10 protein-coding genes are annotated in these 17,293 nt (G+C 68.6%); 5 read left to right on the forward strand and 5 right to left on the reverse strand.

What is annotated here, in order from left to right:
• Window positions 1-43: 43 nt before the first annotated feature.
• Genes K336_RS13230 through K336_RS0100255 form a run of 5 tightly spaced genes read right to left on the reverse strand, consistent with a single transcriptional unit; the run spans window position 44 to window position 8,137 of the window.
• Window positions 44-2,332, reverse strand: a complete 2,289-nt coding sequence (locus K336_RS13230) for a hypothetical protein (protein WP_051245254.1) — start codon at window positions 2,330-2,332, stop codon at window positions 44-46.
• Window positions 2,325-2,840, reverse strand: a complete 516-nt coding sequence (locus K336_RS13235; protein ID WP_021796953.1) for a hypothetical protein — start codon at window positions 2,838-2,840, stop codon at window positions 2,325-2,327. The genes K336_RS13230 and K336_RS13235 overlap by 8 nt, the downstream gene beginning before the upstream one ends.
• On the reverse strand, window positions 2,833-4,626 hold the full coding sequence (locus tag K336_RS0100245) for an RAMP superfamily CRISPR-associated protein (protein WP_028705991.1): 1,794 nt from the start codon (window positions 4,624-4,626) through the stop codon (window positions 2,833-2,835). The genes K336_RS13235 and K336_RS0100245 overlap by 8 nt, the downstream gene beginning before the upstream one ends.
• Window positions 4,623-6,605: an RAMP superfamily CRISPR-associated protein gene (locus K336_RS0100250; RefSeq protein ID WP_028705992.1), complete on the reverse strand. Its 1,983-nt coding sequence runs from the start codon at window positions 6,603-6,605 to the stop codon at window positions 4,623-4,625. The genes K336_RS0100245 and K336_RS0100250 overlap by 4 nt, the downstream gene beginning before the upstream one ends.
• The gene (locus K336_RS0100255) at window positions 6,602-8,137 is read right to left on the reverse strand and encodes a Cas10/Cmr2 second palm domain-containing protein (RefSeq protein ID WP_211223404.1); all 1,536 of its coding nucleotides are present in this window, start codon (window positions 8,135-8,137) and stop codon (window positions 6,602-6,604) included. Before K336_RS0100255 ends, K336_RS0100250 begins: the two co-directional genes overlap by 4 nt.
• Window positions 8,138-8,541: 404 nt before the next feature.
• Here K336_RS0100255 and K336_RS19170 point away from each other — a divergent pair, with 404 nt between their 5' ends.
• The 5 genes from K336_RS19170 (at window position 8,542) to secA (ending at window position 17,293) form a co-directional block, all read left to right on the forward strand.
• Complete coding sequence (locus tag K336_RS19170) at window positions 8,542-11,505, forward strand: hypothetical protein (protein ID WP_211223405.1); 2,964 nt, start codon at window positions 8,542-8,544, stop codon at window positions 11,503-11,505.
• 574 nt (window positions 11,506-12,079) lie between these two features.
• Window positions 12,080-12,646, forward strand: a complete 567-nt coding sequence (locus K336_RS0100265; protein WP_021796950.1) for a YqgE/AlgH family protein — start codon at window positions 12,080-12,082, stop codon at window positions 12,644-12,646.
• Window positions 12,647-12,754: 108 nt separating this feature from the next.
• The gene (locus K336_RS13245; RefSeq protein ID WP_081660440.1) at window positions 12,755-13,567 is read left to right on the forward strand and encodes a ComF family protein; all 813 of its coding nucleotides are present in this window, start codon (window positions 12,755-12,757) and stop codon (window positions 13,565-13,567) included.
• 129 nt (window positions 13,568-13,696) lie between these two features.
• Window positions 13,697-14,296 carry a ribosome hibernation-promoting factor, HPF/YfiA family gene (gene hpf / locus K336_RS0100275; protein ID WP_021797519.1) on the forward strand — a complete coding sequence of 200 codons (600 nt, stop codon included), beginning with the start codon at window positions 13,697-13,699 and terminating at the stop codon, window positions 14,294-14,296.
• Between the two features lie 207 nt (window positions 14,297-14,503).
• Window positions 14,504-17,293, forward strand: a complete 2,790-nt coding sequence (secA, locus tag K336_RS13250; RefSeq protein ID WP_155944933.1) for a preprotein translocase subunit SecA — start codon at window positions 14,504-14,506, stop codon at window positions 17,291-17,293.

The raw sequence follows: 17,293 nt of genomic DNA on the forward strand, positions 1-17,293 counted from the left end.
TGATGCCAGGTTGTCATCGATTTGCCCTTACGCGAAGACACGGCTACCGCCGAGCGCCACGTCGCCGCCCGCTTTGTGGATGCTCAGCTCTACCTCGCTGGCGCTCGGTGACGATAATCGGCTTTCCAGAGTCGGTGCCGAACATGTCGCGCGGGGAGAGGCCCTTGCCTGGATGCGGCTCACCGGTCTTGCCGTTGGTCTGGTTGTTCTCCTTGTTCTCGTCCAGGCTCATATGCCTGACCTCCCGGCCATCGGTGTAGCCGAAGGCGGCGCGCTGCATGGCGCGCACCCACGGGGTTTTGAGAAGAACGGCCTCATTCGGAAGGGGGAAGCGAGTCGTGGGCACGGTCGGCTCGGTCAAACCGAGGCAATTGCTCAGAGACGCGTAACCCTCGGCTTGGTCCGTACCGGTGCGCACTCGGAGTCCGTTCGGCGCAATGCGGACCTCGACGGCGCCCAGACCGAGGGGTTTGCCGAGACCCAGGCGCAGACATCCCACGGCATCGGGGCCGGCTACCTCGCGCTCCTCCGAGGGGACGAGCTTCTCCGGCGTGAGAACCCATAGGAGCGCCGCGAGCTCATCTTGGGACAGGTTGGTGAAGGACACGGTGCAGCGCAGGACACTGCCGGCCTCGACCCAGGAGCGGACGGTGAGACGGACCGCGTCATTGGTCTGCTCCCGACCGCCCAGGACCGCGGCTCTCGTCGCTGGCTGTGGAAAACCGTCGGCGTCGAGGTCCTTGCCGTCAAGGAGCCTGCGGTGCACGGGATAGGCCGCAGTGCCAAGCAACTGCCCCTTAGCGAAGTAATCATCGCGCCGGAGGACGCCGCCGTTCTTGTTCTTGGGAGTACCGCCGGAGGCGTCGGTGAGGAACCGTCTGGCCGACGACGGTTTGGGCATCAGAAGAGGCGTGAGTACCTTCTTCTTGGTGCAGATGCGGACTCGCGAACCGTCGACCGGCCCGATGATGATCCGGCCGCGGGCGGCGACGTCCCCGCCCTTGGCGCCATCGGCAGCATCCGGGACCACGTAACCGAAAAGCCGGTCGGCCGCCGACGCCTGCTTCCGCGACGCCAGCGGGAGAACGCCCTGCTTGTCTGCCAGTTCTCGAGGCGAGGCATCGTAGGAGCGTCTGCCGACGATTGTCGGGAAGACGTCGATGACCTGAGCCGTGTCGGGAATCCCGTCCTGGGCGGAGGTGGAGAGCATGTCAAGCCTGACGAAGACCAAGTCGCCTGCAGAGAGCGGCCGAGATGAGCCTGTTGCCCAAGTCTCGGCTGCACGGTTGAGCGGGTGCTTGTCTCCGCTGTGCACCTTCTGCTGCTCCCGGTAGGACCTAAGGACCGTGGCGTACCTGGCCACATGCTCGTCGGTGAGGGGCAGCACGAGGCCGTCAAGTCTGTGGCCATCATGCGCAGACTTGAAGAAGAATCGTTCGTAGGTTTTCTCTTTGAACAGATCGTGCGCGGACTTCGTCTCAGGGGCAGTCCGGCAGGGATATCCCCATACGTTGAAATGCGTCACTTTGCTGCCTTCGACCTGGAAGAACACCTCCAAGTCATCTTCATCCCACACTCCAGTGACCATGAGATGCGGCGTATTCTTACTGTCCTTCCACTGCGTGAGGCGAACTTCGACCTGCTCCCCGTGCCGTGTGAGCTGACGGAAGCGGGCGAAGACCTGCTTGTCGCTCAACGCCCCTCCGGGACCGGCCTGAATACGAGGATGATTTGTGCGGACAATCGTCCCATGACCGTCATTGAGATCGTCCCTGATCAGAGCAACTCGTGCGTTCTTTCCGAATCCGTCGAGAACCTCGACGCCGAGTCGACCGCCATCGATTTCGCAGACGCGTCCGGGAAGGAGCTGGTTCGCTGCGGCCGGATCTGCCCGGTACGTCAGTGGCACGGAGCGATCATCGGCCGTCCGCCGGAACCCGCCCTGGTTCTCCACGTCCCCGAAGACTCGGAAACGCGAGCAGGTGAAGGTTTCGTACGCGCGGGAGATCATGCCCTTGACCATGGTCGGCGGCACGCGGACGGTTCCATCGGCGTCGAGCGGAAGATCGACGACGTGACGTTGCTCTGAGCGGCCCGGCCGGACGGGGACTTCCGTGGTGGTCTGCTCGCCGAAGACCAGCGGTGTGCGCACCGTGATCTCCAGGTCAACCGAGCCGGACCAGCGCTGCGGATCGAGGTGGTCGTGCGACGGTGCGGGTCCGTCGAGGAAGAGGTCACCAGGCAGGACCGTGTGCTGGGCAAGCCTGTGCGCAGAGGCTCGCAGCACTGGAATCCGGTTGACGGAGGAATGGAAGGACGCGAAGTCAGCCATTGGAGGGCCCCCATGTTCCCGTCATGAGCTCGTCGGTGAAGACCGTGTTGCCGTACTCGGAGTCGGTGAAGATCTCGATGCTGGTCATCGTGTCCTCGGGTTTGTTGAAGGGTTCGGTCGCGCCGTGCTGGAGGTATGCGTTCTTGCGGTACCAGCACGACTCGCCTCCCGACCGTCCTTCCGTCATCGCCCAGACGGTGATCTCGGCGGAGCCGGACCCGTTGAGCCAGCGCCATTCGTGGGCGAGGACGGGGCCGTCCGGTGGCGGACACGTCTTCCATATCCTCACTTCGTAGACGGTTCCTTCCTCAACCGCACCATCGGAGGCCCGGAGGCGCCCGTCGGAGACCGAGGTGATGGCGCGCGCCCTCGCCGTCGTGTAGGCGACCCCGGCAAGGGAACCCACGGAGGCAACCTTCGCCAGGAGACCGTCAAGCGTCCCGTTGCCGTCGGACGAGCAGGACCACATCGCTTTCTTCAACGGCGGCATCGTGAGTGTCTCAGCCATTGCGCTTCTCCTCGGTGTCGATGAGGTAGGAGGACCACCCAGCAGCGTCTGCGCCAGCATTCGGCGTAATCGTCGCATTGACGGCCCTCAGGTGCTCCAGCAGCGCCTTGGCGACGTCGCGCCCGCTCCGGCCCGCGCCCGCCTTGAAGCTCTTGGTTCCGCCATCGGGAAGCCCGAGCCATTCCAGGCCCGTCACGGTGAGCCCCTTGACCTCCACCTGCCCCAGTCCGCGGGTTCCCCTGCTGCCCAGAGGAAGCGTGCCGGTGGCCAGCTCGGCCAGAACGAGGCCCAACAGGCACCAGGCGGCACGACGGCGGTTGTCGTCCGCGGGCAGCCTGTTGGGGTCCAGCTCCAGGGTGATCGCGTTCCACTCGACGTCGTGCACCTCCTCGCTGTACAGGGCCCCTTCGGCCACACCGCCGGTCCACCGGTCGCCCGCGTTGTGGGTGATGGTCCGGCACGTGCCCGCCGAAGACGCGAGGGTGTCGAGAACCGACAGGGCTCCGCGCCGCTCGGTGGTGCCGAACAGGTCGCGGACCAGAGTGGGGTCGGCCGCGAGCTGGTCATGGACCCCGACCCCGGACTTCGACCAGTCGTCGAGCTCGTGTCCGAGTGCCCCCACCAGCACCGTGCGCGCGATTCGTGAGGCCCGTGAGCGCAGCGCCCCGCGCACCGAGCTCCCGGGAAGAACGAGCGTGCCGTCGTCGGTACCGTCGGCGCGCAGCGACACGGTGGGGACGGGTTCGTCATCGACGTCCCCGCCCTCAGCGAGCGCGGCCTCACGCTCCTTCTTGCGCTTGGCCTTGTCCTGCTGGGACAGCCCCGGGTCCGCCACGAGGATCCCGGCGGGGCTGTTCCAGGTGATGGTGATGCGAGTCCCTGCGGAGGAACCGCAGTCCGTCGGGGTCAGCCGCGTGCCGGACGACGAGGAATCGCAGTCCGTCGGGATCAGCAGCGCCTTCAGGTCGGCCCGGTTGCTGAGGGTGAGCTCCCGGAACTCCGCAGGATTCTTCTCATCGAGTTCCACCCGTCCCCAGCCGGCCCCCTGCCTGCCCCCGAAGAAGACCCGCCCAGCCTGGAACAGTCCGACGATGAGCTTCAGGAGCGCCTTGACCTCAGCCGCCGTCGCGGGCCGTGGTGCTGCAGCTGCGGTCGTGTCCCCGCCGGGAGCGTTGTCGGCTTTGCCCGTGCTCCTCGCATGCTTCTCCGTTGTCTCGCCATCGACGCCCTCCGCAGTGATGACAAGCGTCAGCTCAGTGCCGCCGGGCACGAACTCGTGCTCAAACAGCGCTCCATCCCCGACGGCGCCCCAGTAGCGGTTCATGGCGATGCCGACCCGGCGGGGCAGGGCCGGCCTGCGCGACTGATCGCCTGAACCGGTCTCCCGCCTCTCAATGTTGGAGGACTCGTCCGGCTCGGAGCCGACCAGCGCCGTCTGAGGAATCTCGACGGTGTGGAAGGTCAGGGCCGAGGCCCGCAGAGGCGTGCCGCTTGGCGACTTCTTGCCCCTGTCGCCCCACAGGCTGGCCTGCGCATTTTTCAGTGCCGCGGCGACGTCGGACTCGGGATTCGACTCCAGGTACCTGGCGCAGGCGGCGCGCACCGCCCCCTTGACCGAACGGCCGGTGAGGATCGGGCGTTCGTGGGCGTCGCGGGCGAACCTGGTGGCGACGACCTCCCGGTCCAAGCCCTCGCGCGTGGGGTCGACCATCGCATCCACCCCGCCCGAGTGCAGGGGCGACGTGGTTGTCAGGTGGATCGTCAGCTCAAAGCGGGTGATGCTCATGACTGCTCCTCCTGGGAGGCTGCGACATCGGCGGGGTTGATGAAGTCGGTGCGATGGAGGTCCCGAAGGAGGAAACGCTTCTGATCGAGTAGGGGGTGCCCGATGACGAAGCGTCCGAATCCCTGGGCCGTCAGGTCTCCGACGCCGGTGACGGACAGGTCTGCCAGAGCGCGGGCAGCCGCCTCATCGGGGGCCAGGACGCGTAGCACCGAACCGGCCTGGATCGCCGTGCGCGTGGGGCGGGGCTGTCCTCCTGCCGCCGACCATGAGTCCACCCGGCGGTGCCGGATGCCGGCAGTGAAGCGGTCATCGCTCGCCGGGTAGACCTCGATGCGCGCACCTGCGCGGCCGAAGCTGTTCACCAGGTCCTGTTGGCTGCCGCCGGGGCCCAGGGCGGCCGAGCGCGCCAGGACGTCGGAGGTGAACCACAGGGTGGTCTCCCCGGTGCTGACGGGCGGGGCCGTCACTTTGGTCAGCGGTGAGAAGGTGCAGGTGGCGTGTCCGTAGGCGCCGCTCAGTCGGCGCGATCCCAGGCGCGCCTCACGTGCGCTTCCCGCTGCGAGGGCCTCCCTCACGCCCGGCACGTCGGCCAGGTCCTTCGACAGGGTGACCGTTGCCCGGAGCCTCAGGCCGGCAGGAAGCGCCCGGACGAGGAACAGGGCCCCGTCCTTCGCGGCGCCGGTGGCAGCCGAGTGCGCAGTCGCCTGGCGGCCCGTGAGCGGTGGCGCTCCAAGCCCGCCGGAAAGCTCGTCGTCCGGCCTGCTGCCTTCGCCCGGCGGTTCTGATGGCGGAGCCTCCCACCCGGGGAAGATGAAGCCGCTGCGCAGTGGCGAGTGCACCTCCTGCGGCTCCTCCGCAACCAGTCGGTTGGTGACCTGCCGCCATCGTTGGTCCGGTTTGCGTACTTTCGGGGTGGACAGGACGAGCGGCGTCGGCAGACCGACGATGTCACCCGCCACCGGCAGTGCGTCGGAGACCAGCAGCCGGCCGTGCACGACGGCGTCGCGGATGGCGCCGTTGCCCGTCAGCGCTCGCCGCAAAAGCCGGTGGACCCAGGGCAGCATGACCGTTCCGCGCAGGAAGTCCAGCGAGCGCACCTCGTTGGACATGGGCACGTCGTAGGACACGACCGGGGTGAGCAGGTCGATGGTCAGGGTCGTTGACCACCACTGCGGGGAGCACGGGGCCGTGCTGGCGTGGTTGCCGCCGGGCAGCGGCTCGGCCTTGGCTGAGGACGCTGTTTGCGCGGCGACCCGGGGGAATACGACGGCTGCCGTGGCCGCGGGAACGGCGGCCGCCTCGGGTGCGAGACGGTCCATCGCTGTGCTGCACCACGTGCGCACCTTCGTCAGGAGCTCGCCGTCATCCGCCTGGCGGGCCGGGTCGGCCCCGATGAGGACGTCGCACACGCCGTCGCCGTCGGAGCGGTTGGAGCCGATGCCCCGCACCAGCAGTCCGGACAGGGCCAGCAGCAGACGGGCGGCGTCGCGCTGTTCGTCGGACCACGTGAGGTTGCGCCCCTCGGCGTCCTCGTCAACGAGGGTGACCGTGCCCTGGAGGCGGCACGCGCCCGCGCGCTCGAAGAAGCGCAGGAAGTCCTCGCGGGCCGTGCCCGTCTCGTCGTCGATGGACAGGGAGACGACCTCGTGAACCGGTACGTCCCTGCCTCCGGCCACGGTTGCGTCGGAGAAGATGACGTGGCGCTGACGACGGTCGTCCTGGCCGTCGTCGTCGGGGCCGGGGCCGAACAGGTCGCGCGCGAACCGGCTCCACGGGCCGTCGGTTGCGCCGTCATCGAGTGCTTGTGCCGCGGTGACCGCCCGCTCGCGGATGACGCCGGTCAGGACGGTTCCTCGGACGACGGGGCGGCCCGCTGCGTCCTTCTCGACGATGGAGTCGACGCCGCCGGCGATGCCCGTGCCGGTGGAAACGCCCCAGGCGGAGCGGAAGACGACGGCGAGAGGGAGCGTGTGCGTCATGAGAGTGCCTCCGCTGGCGTCGACGTGGGGTTGGTGCTGGCCTCGGGTGGTGTGAGTCCCGTGGTCTCCTGCAGGTAGGAGTCGGGCAGGAGGTCGGCCAGTTCGAGCAGGTCGAACAGGGCCGTGAGGTCGCCGAGCTCTTTGTCAAGGTCTGTCCCGGTCTTGTCCTTCGCGGCGTTCCAGTGCTTCATTGCTTCGTCGCGCTTACCGTCGGACAGGAGCTTGCGGATCCGGGCGGCACGGGTACGGGGGAAGGGCTCGGTCCTGTCGTCTGTGTCGTCGGGGTCCCGGAACCCCCTGAACCGGGCGACTCGGCGGCACGTGTCCTCCCACGTGGCGGGAGCCTGCGGAAATGACTCTGACGCCGCGTCCGGCGCGCGCTCGACGAAGCAGAACGGGCGTGTGCTCAAGTCTTTATACCCGCCCAGCTGGCCGTCAGGGTCGATGACGGTGGTGTCGAACAGGACGTGGAAGTCCAGGGTGGAGCACGGCGGATTCTCGTTCTTGCCGACGCCCTTGGCGCGACCGACCAGCTTCTCCGCGAGCTCGTAGGCGATGTGGAAGGGGAAGTTGCGGCGCACGATCGCCACTCCGGCGGCAGCGGTCATCGGGGCGGGGATGACGTCTTCGGGCTGAAGCTCCCCGGTTGCAACCTTGTCGACACCGTGGAGGTACTTCAGGAGGCCGTCTTCTTCTGTTTGCTTCTCGAAGTGTGCGAGGAAGGAAGCGGCGAAGGGTAGAGCGTAGTCGCCGGAGGTGATGACGGTGACGTCGTCACCGCCCAGGATGACGGGGACAACAGGGATCGCCGTGTGTTCGCGGCCCGTCCGGCGACACGCCCAGTTGGCGACGTCTCTCCAAGCGGTGACGAAGGCCTGGATGACGCTGTTCTCCAGTCGTTCGTTGACCTTCAGGAGGAAGCGGCGCAGAGCGTCGGGGTCGTCTGGCTCGCAGCGGACTTCCTTCCGGAAGTCGCCGTCCGGAACCTTCTTCATCGCCATGTCGAGGTCCCGCATGATGGCGCCGACGCCGTTGCCGTCGATGTGGATGACGGCGATCTTCGACAGGGCGAGTGAGTCGTCATCGCCCAGCGGCTGGAGCATGCGTTCCAGCTTCAGGGGGTCTCGTGCGAGCTCCTCATCCGGAAGGCCGCCTTCGATTCGCGCCCGGTCGAGAAGGCTCTCCCTGGACGCGAGTGCCAGGTGACGTTTAACTCGGGAGGGCAGGGAGAGGGCCGTCCTCGTATCGTCCGTGGCCTCGTCGCGGATTCCCAGGGGCGGGGCCGCGGGGAGGACGGAGTCCTTCGCCCGCGTCAGGAAGGGCATCTGGGAGAAGCGGGCGAGAGCCGGAGGGCGGGAGAGCGCGTACTCAGCGGCCTTGATGTGCACCTCTTTGAGCGCGGCGGCGTCCACGTATTTCTTGCCACCCATGTCCACGTAGACGCCCGAGACGTCCATACCGGGCGCCTCGGCGAGCGCCCGGCGGGTCACCCGGCCGATGAGGGAGACGGCGTCCGACTCGCCATCGACCATGATGATGACCTTGCCGGAGGAGCGGGAGACCCAGGGATCGGTCGGGTGGCATACGCTGGGCTCGCCGAGCGCCTCCTTGGTCCAAGAGGCGAGACGGGTCAGCTGGAACGAGGCACCGATGCTCTCGCGCAGGCGCGGGGAGGAGAAGATGTAACGCTGGTTCCCGTTGGTCTCGAGCATGACGAGGTACATGGGGGATCCTCTCGGATGGGCGGGACACGCTCAGTGTGCCACCCGACTGGCGACGGTGGACGCATTTCGTGGGTGTGTGACGCGCACGGGTGAGGCGAAGGTCCAGGGCTGGCGCGTTGCTGGCGCAGCAGAGGGGCTGGGTGCACAATCGCAACCGTGACGCCACCGCTGGTTGGTGGCATCGGCGCAGCAGAAGCGAGCAGGAGGCGCGGATGACCATCATCGTCCACCCGGTGGGCCAGGGGGACCTGCGCAACGACATCGTCGGGCTCTCGAGCCTTGAGCGGCAGGATGCCCAGAAGGAGGCGCAGAAGAAGACGAAGGACCTTCTCGACGCGAAGGACGCCGAGGGCCTGCTCGGCCTGTTGCTCGAGCCCCCCGCGAAGGACTCGCGCTTCAGCGCCCCGCCGCTGTCCCTCATCCTGCGCTCGCTCTGCCCGGCTGCGGGTGGGCCGACGCGCATGGTGACAGTCCTGCTCCTCGTCAGCCGGAGCGGCAGTTCCGGGACATGGACCAGCGGGATCGGCGAGCTCCTCGGGAATGCGCTGGGTCTTGAGGGCGTCCATGACGGGCTTCTGCGGAAACTGCGTTTGGATGTCCGCGCGGAGATGCTCAACGCGAACCTCAGCGAGGCCGAGGGAATCAAGAGCCTCACCGAGAGACTCGGCAGCCTCGTGTCCTCGCAGGCTCAGGAGGGAACCGAGCCGGACGTCGTCGTCAATGCGATCTCCGGCGCCTCCATGATCGCGCTCGGCGCGATGGGCGCCGCAGACCGGCTCGGACTGGACTGGCGGGCAGCGGTCGCGCCCGGCGCCGGGAAGGACACGGCCGTCCTGCTCGACCGCACCTCGTACGAGACCGCGCCCTTTCACTGGCTGCGCTCCCTCGGATACATCGAGCAGGCGCGAACATGGGCTGGGGAGTATCAGCCGGAACTCCTTGATGACGACAGTTTCAAGAGACTCTGCGACCTGATGAGACGTCTTGAGAGCAAGCCGGCTGATCTGACGGCCGACGACCTGGCATCCCTGCTGGCGCTCGACATGGCGCGTGCGGACAACGGGGCCGGCCTCGTCGCCCGAGCCTGGGCGCAGAAGCACTATCTGACGCTTCACGAGCAGGAGTCCAAGGACGACAAGGACGCTCCTTGCAATCTTGTTGAGGAAGCGACGAAGAGGGGCAGTGGTAAGCCGCCGCAGCTCGGACATGTTATTGCCCTCGCCCCGGAGCGTGCCGACGAGCTCGGCGACGACTGCCCGGCCTCGGTCCGCTGGCTGCTGGAGCACGGTTGGCTCAACGACATCGGGACGGCGGCGGTCCACGACCTCGCCGCGCCGTCGGCCTCAGAGGTGACGAAGGTGCTCGCCCTCGATGAGATCGCTCCTCGTCTTCCGGACTGGCTTGCGCGACCCGGCCGAGGAGCAGTGCTCTTCATCGTTCCGTGCGGTGTCGGCGCACCGCGCGGCATGCACGTCACCGAGCGGGTCCTCAGCGGGGAACCGGACAAGGAGATCCGCCGAGCGGTCCCCGGCGCCATGCTCGACGGCGCGGGGGCTCTCACGGCCGAGTTCCTCCTCCTGCACTCCTCCAACCCTCGTTCCAAGAAGACGGCCCTCGACGAAGCCGCAGCATCCTTCACCGCCCGAGTGGACGCGGGATGGGAGAGACAGCATACTCCCGTCCTCGTCGACCTGTGCGACTACGGGGGAGACGATGAGAGCGAGTACGTCGCGACACCCTCGATCATGCGGACCGTCAAAGCCCAGATCGCTCTTGCGCTCGGGGCGAAGCGCCCTGCGGCCGTCGTCATCGTCGGCACCGGCCAGAAGGCGGCGGTGCTCGGCGCGCTCCAGGCGGCCCAGGCGTGGTGCGCGGGGCACGCCGCCCCGCTCTTCCTCCAGACCTTCGTCGATGAGAGGAATGAGGGTGCCCGAAAGAGGTCCGTCCCCCAGCTCCACCGGCTCGCATTGCACAACGACGCCGAGCACGCCCTGCGTGAGGCTGCCCTCCACAGCCTGAGGAGTCTCAACCTCCTCAGCGCGACCCGTGTTCTCGCGGCCGGCGACGGGGACATGGACGAGTTGGCGGACAAGTGCAGCGCGCTGCGTCAGAGGCTTCTTGAAGTCGCGAACGACGAGGAGGACCCGGACCGCGGGGTCGGCGTCCTCATCGACCTCCTCAAGACGGTCGCCGACCTGTGGGAGAAGGCCCCCGAACTGACGAGGATGCGTTTGGCGGTCGTCGTCGCCGAGGCGCTGAACTTCAAGACGAGTGGGAGGAAGCTCCTCATCAGGAACAACAACCTCGGGCCTGCGAGCGGCGGAATCGACCTCGGTCGGCCCTGCCCGAAGGACCGCGGTGAGAAGGAGACGAGGGACAAGGGCCCTCATCGCGACCTGCTCGAGGTCCTCTACAGAGTCCGGAACCACTTGGTCGTCACGCACGCAGACGGTCTCGTCAAGCCCGCGCTGCGGGAGGTTCTCAAGGATCTGGAGGGCAGGGGAATTCAGACGGATTCCAGCTCCAAGGAGGTCGTGGAACCGACCTATCCGGACATGCTGCGGCTGACATGCACGAAGCTCGAGGAAGCGGCCTGCGCCCTCGGCGTTGAGCCGGCGCAGTCGACGTGGAAGGACGACGTTGACCGCCTCATGGCTGATCTCGAGTCCCGGGCCCGCGCCCGGGAGCCACGAGCAGGGGATCATGCCGCCTTGCGGGTACCGGCCACGGTTCTGGTCAACCTCACTCCGCACGACGTCGTCATCGACCCTGGTGACGGCACGCCACCGGTCCGGTTCCCCGCGTCCGGCACCGTCCCCCACTTGGTGCTGTCCGAGCCGCAGTGGGAGACGCTCACCGTCGCCGACCCGGCCCGCCCCGACGGCCCGCGCGCCTCGGTCGGGCTGCCGCTCGCCGTCGGGGCGACCTGGCAGGGCGTGGACCCGCCCCTGCCGGAGCCGCGGCCCCACACCCTGTACCTCACGAGCCGCGTGGTGGCCGAGCATTTTCCGCACAGGACGGACCTCGTGTGGCCCGACGATCTTGTCCGTGACGCCGAGGGCCGGGTCATTGCCGCACGCCGCCTCGCATGCCTGGCGAGTGCGGACGACTGCGCTGCTGGGCAGTCAGAACGGTCTTCGACGCCGACCGATCGTGTGCGGGAGAACGCTGAGTGACCTCTTCAGCCAGTGGCCCCGAGGGTTGAGAGACAACGAAGACCGTGTCTCAGCCGTGTCCCGATTCGCCCTCTGCCTCCGGGGGAGGTGGCGGATTCACCCACATTCGTGACGCCAACGAGATGCGAGTGGTGCATCTGTGGGAGGTGGAGGCTCTTGCGGCTGGGTGGAGGCTTTCGGCCGGTGGGACGCGAAGCCTCTCACCTTCCGCAGCAACCGACGTCGCTACGTGACGAATCCCGGTTATCGTGCCGGCCACTTCTTACCCGGAGGTCGCCGACCGCGTCATCGGAGGCGGGGTGCCACGAGACGTTACTGCGGCGCGGGTACCGCAGGAGAACGAGACGGCGCGGTCGCTGAGCGATCGGGTGGGGCGTGAGGGTTCCGTGTCACGCGTCGAACGGCGGGCACGTGTCCGCCTCCGACGGGTTCGAGCGGCACGACTCCGGACGCGGCGGGTCGGCACGGTCGTGCCTTTCGGGACCGGACGGCCTGCCCGCCGATTCTCCTCGAGGACCGGCGCCGCGGGCTCCGGCTCCGGAGGCCGGCCCGCGCGTCGTGCCACACTGGACGTGTGACCAGTCAGCAGCGCGTCAGCGGGGGAGAGCTCCTGGTGAGCACCCAGCCGAGCGGTGCCGGTTTCTTCGACCAGTCGGTCATCCTCATGCTCGAATCCGACGAGGACGGCGCCCTCGGCGTCGCGCTCAACAAGCCGTCCGCGCTGCCCGTCTCGCAGGTGCTGCCCGACTGGGAGCCCCAGCTCAACCCGCCGCAGGTGCTCTTCGCGGGGGGCCCCGTGCTGCCCAACGGGGCCATCTGCCTGGCCAAGGTGCTCGACCCCGGCGAGGACCCGCTCGGCTGGCGCCGGATCATCGGGGACATCGGCGTGCTCCACCTCGACACGCCCGTCGAGCTGACCGCCGGCGCCTTCTCGGACGTGCGCGTCTTCGCCGGCTACTGCGGCTGGGACCCCGGACAGCTCGCCGAGGAGATGCGCCACGGCGCCTGGGTGCGCACGACCCCCCGCGAGGAGGAGATCTTCGGCGCCGATGCCGGAGACCTGTGGCGCAAGGTGCTGCGGCGCCTCGGCGGGCAGGCCGCCCTGCTGAGCGCCTACACGGCCACGCCCGAACTGAACTAGGCGCCGGGCGCGGCCCGCCGAGGCTTGACGCGTGGACGACGCGCACTCGTCCTGCGCGCATCCGTGCGCATCGGATCGAGGCGGCCCCGTGCCGCGCACCATCGGGGCATGAGGGCCGAATGGATGACGGAATGGATGATGGAGCTGGCCGACGCCGGTCTGGACCTGCTGCTCGGCTCCCGGTGCGCGGCGTGCGGGCGGCCCGGAGTCGTGCTGTGCCGCCGTTGCCGCGCCGAGCTCGAGGCCGGACCACTCGTGCGGCGCGCCCCGCCCCCGGGTCCCGGCCCGGGCGCCCCGCCGGTCTGGTCGGGTGCCCCCTACCGGCCCGTGGCGGGGCGTCTCGTCATCGCCTACAAGGACAGAGGGGCCTGGACGCTGCGCCGGCCGCTGACGGAGCTGGCCGCGCGGGCGGCCCTGGCCGCCGTCGGCGCCTCGGGGCGCCAGCCCGAGGAGGTGCTCCTCGTCCCGGTTCCCGCGGACCCGGGGCGGGCCCGTGAACGGGGGATCGACCACACGGCCTCGCTGGCCAGGGCCGTGGCGCGCTGGACCGGGATGCGGTACCGGCCGGTGCTCGTGCGCAGCCGATCGGCACCCGACCAGGTCGGGCTCGACTCCGGACGGCGAAGGTCGGCGCAGACGGGGACCATGACGCTGGGTCGTCGCGGGGCGCGCAGGGCCCTTCCGCCGGGTGCGGCCGTCGTGGTGCTCGACGACGTGGTCACGACAGGCGCCACCATGGCCGAGGCGGTGCGGGTGCTGCGCCGGGCCGGCGCGGACGTGCTCGGCTGCGCGACCGCGGCGCAAACCTCCTTGCGGGCCAGCCGGAAACGGGGGTGGACGGAAATAGGGCAAACACAGCCCGTCCGCACCCGCTCCACCGGGAAAGTGAGTAGCTTTGGGGCATGGCACGGCGGGCAGTGACGAGCGGCTTCCGGTCGCGGATCGCGGGCCTCCGTGCCATCGCCGTCCCCGGGTCACGGGCGCAGCACTCCCTGGTGCGCCGCCGTCCCGGACGGGCGGGATGGAGTCCGCAACCGAAAGGGTACTGACATGGATGTCATCGTCACCGGACGTCGCTGCAGCATCAATGACGACACACGCGACGTGGTCGCCCGCAAACTCGAGGAGTCGATCTCCAAGCTGCGCGATCGCGTGATCCGCACCGAGGTCGAGTTCACCGCGCAGGACGCGAAGGGCGACCCGTCCTCCGCCGTCCGCTGCGAGATCACGCTGCGTGCCAAGGGCCCGGTCGTCCGGGCGAGCGGCAGCGCCGAGGACAAGATGCTGGCCTTCGACAAGGCACTCGACAGGTTGCGCTCCCAGTTGCGTCGCGCCGCGGACCGCCGCAAGAACCGTCGCGGCCTGCGTGTCCAGGACCTGCCCGCCGTTGAGCGGCCCGCCGCCCCCGCCGCAGAGCCCGAGCCCGAGGTCCGTCAGGTGGCCGGCCTGACCGTCCAGGGCGACGGCCCGCTCGTCGTCCGTGAGAAGACCTTTGCGACGTCGCCCCTGACGCTCGCCCAGGCCCTCGACGAGATGGAGCTCGTCGGTCACGACTTCTTCCTCTTCCAGGACGCCGCCACCGGCCAGCCGAGCGTGGTCTACCGCCGCAAGGCGTACAACTACGGCGTCATCCACCTCGAGGTGACGTGACCGGCTCCGCGTCCGCCGAGCGTCGGACGCGGGCCGCCGCGCCGGCCCGGCCCTTCAAGGGGCCGGGCCGGCGCCCTGTCGGCGCACCGATCGAGCCGCGCGCCGGCGATCCCTCGGGTCCCGGACCGGACGCGCATAGGATGAGCAGGAATGGGTGCGCGCACGCAGCCCCACGGACGACACGCACGGACGATAGGAAACCGACTCGTGAGCTTCATGGACCGCCTCCTCCACGCCGGTGAAGGCCGAACCCTCAAGCGGCTGGCGCGCATCGCCGACCAGGTGAACAGCATCGAGGAGGACTACCTCGCCATGGACGACGAGGAGCTGCGCGGTCAGACGGCCGACTTCCGGCAGCGCCTCGACAACGGCGAGTCCCTCGACAGCCTTCTGCCCGAGGCCTTCGCCACGGTCCGAGAGGCGACGAACCGCGTGCTCGGCAAGCGTCCCTTCGACGTCCAGGTCATGGGCGGCGCGGCGCTGCACCAGGCCAACATCGCCGAGATGAAGACCGGCGAGGGCAAGACGATCGTCGCCCTGGCCCCGAGCTATCTCAACGCCCTCGAGGGCAAGGGCGTCCACGTCGTCACCGTCAACGACTACCTCGCCCGGTCCCAGTCCGAGCAGATGGGTCGTGTGCACCACTTCCTCGGCCTGAGCACCGGTGTCATCCTGTCGAGCCTGAGGCCGGCCGAGCGCCGCAAGGCCTACGGCGCCGACATCACCTACGGCACCAACAACGAGTTCGGCTTCGACTACCTGCGCGACAACATGGCGCTCAAGCTGTCCGACTGCGTCCAGCGGGAGCACCACTTCGCCATCGTCGACGAGGTCGACTCGATTCTCATCGACGAGGCCCGCACGCCGCTCATCATCTCCGGCCCGGCCGCCGAGAACAAGCGCTGGTACCCCGAGTTCGCGCGCCTGGCCCGTCGTCTCCGGCCCGACGTCGACTACGAGGTCGACGAGAAGAAGCGCACCGTCTCGGTCCTGGCCCACGGCATCACGATGACCGAGGACGACCTGGGCATCGAGAACCTCTACGAGTCGGTCAACACCCCGCTCATCGGCTACCTCAACAACGCCATCCGCGCCAAGGAGCTCTTCAAGCGCGACCGCGACTACGTCGTCATCAAGGGCCAGGTGCTCATCGTCGACGAGCACACCGGCCGGGTCCTCGAGGGCCGCCGCTACAACGAGGGCCTGCATCAGGCGCTCGAGGCCAAGGAGGGCGTCGAGATCAAGGACGAGTACCAGACGCTCGCCACGATCACCCTGCAGAACTACTTCCGCATGTACGACAAGCTCTCGGGCATGACCGGCACGGCCAAGACCGAGGAGGACGAGTTCCAGAAGATCTACGGCCTGGGCGTCCTCGTCATCCCGACGAACAAGCCGATGATCCGCACCGACCAGTCCGACCTGATCTACCGCACCGAGAAGGCCAAGTTCGACGCCGTCATCGAGGATGTCGTGGAGCGCCACGAGGAGGGCCAGCCGGTCCTCATCGGCACCGCCTCGGTCGTCAAGTCCGAGGAGCTGTCCCGGCGCCTGCGCGAGGCCGGCGTCCCCCACCAGGTGCTCAACGCCAAGCAGCACGCGCGCGAGGCCGTGGTCGTCGCCCAGGCGGGCCGCAAGGGCGCCGTGACCGTCGCCACGAACATGGCCGGCCGCGGCACCGACATCATGCTCGGCGGCAACCCCGAGTTCATGGCCGACCAGGAACTGCGCACGAAGGGCATCGACCCCGTCTCGGACCCCGACACCTACGAGGTCGAGTGGAACAAGGCCCGCGAGCGCTTCGACGAGCAGGTGGCCGACGAGCACGAGGAGGTCATCGAGGCCGGCGGCCTGTACGTCATCGGCTCCGAGCGCCACGAGTCCCGACGCATCGACAACCAGTTGCGCGGTCGCTCCGGCCGCCAGGGCGACCCGGGGGAGAGCCGCTTCTACCTCTCCCTCGAGGACGACCTGCTGCGCCTGTTCAAGGCCGACACGGTCGAGCGGGTCATGACCTCGATGAGCCTGCCCGAGGACCAGCCCATCGAGATGCGCATGCTGACCAGGTCGATCGAGAGCGCCCAGAAGCAGCTCGAGGGGCAGAACTTCGAGATGCGCAAGAACGTCCTCAAGTACGACGACGTCATGAACCGTCAGCGCCACGTCATCTACGGCGACCGTCGCACGGTGCTCGAGGGCGCGGACGTCGAGGGCATGCTGCGCTCGACCGTCGACCGCGTCGTCACCGCAACCGTCAGGCTCCACACCCAGGGCTTCGCCGACGAGTGGGACCTCGACGCGCTGTGGAACGACATGAGGCAGCTCTACCCGGTCAGCCTCGACCCGGCGGACTACGACGAGGTCGAGGAGGCCTCCGAGCTCATCGACGACTTCAAGGAGGACGCCCAGAAGGCCTACGACACCCGCGAGGAGAACCTCGGCGAAGACGTCATGCGCGAGCTCGAGCGCCAGGTCTGGCTGACCGTCCTCGACCGCAAGTGGCGCGACCACCTGTACGAGATGGACTACCTGCGCGAGGGCATCGGCCTGCGCGCCATGGCCCAGCGCGACCCGCTCGTCGAGTACAAGCGCGAGGGCGCCGACATGTTCGACGCGATGCGCGAGGCCTTCGCCGAGGAGGTCGTCGGCTATCTGTTCAACATCGAGGTCGAGAAGCAGGACTCCCCGGTCGTCGGCGAGCGCCGCGACGGCGACGGGAACGTCGTCGACGCCTCGTCGCTCCTGTCGCACGACGACGAGACGGACGAGGACGAGGAGCGTCCGAGGCCGCGCGCCCTCATCAAGGGCCTCGAGGACCAGCGTCCGAGCAGGATGACCTACTCCGCGCCGAGCGAGGACGGGGACGTCGAGCAGCGCCGCGACGACGACGGCGACGGGTCCGACCCCTACGCCGGGGTCGGCCGCAACCAGCCGTGCCCCTGCGGCTCGGGCAAGAAGTTCAAGCACTGCCACGGCAGGAACCCGAACGCGCGCTGA

Source organism: Propionibacterium acidifaciens DSM 21887 (genome assembly GCF_000426605.1).
Taxonomy (GTDB): Bacteria; Actinomycetota; Actinomycetes; order Propionibacteriales; family Propionibacteriaceae; genus Propionibacterium; species Propionibacterium acidifaciens.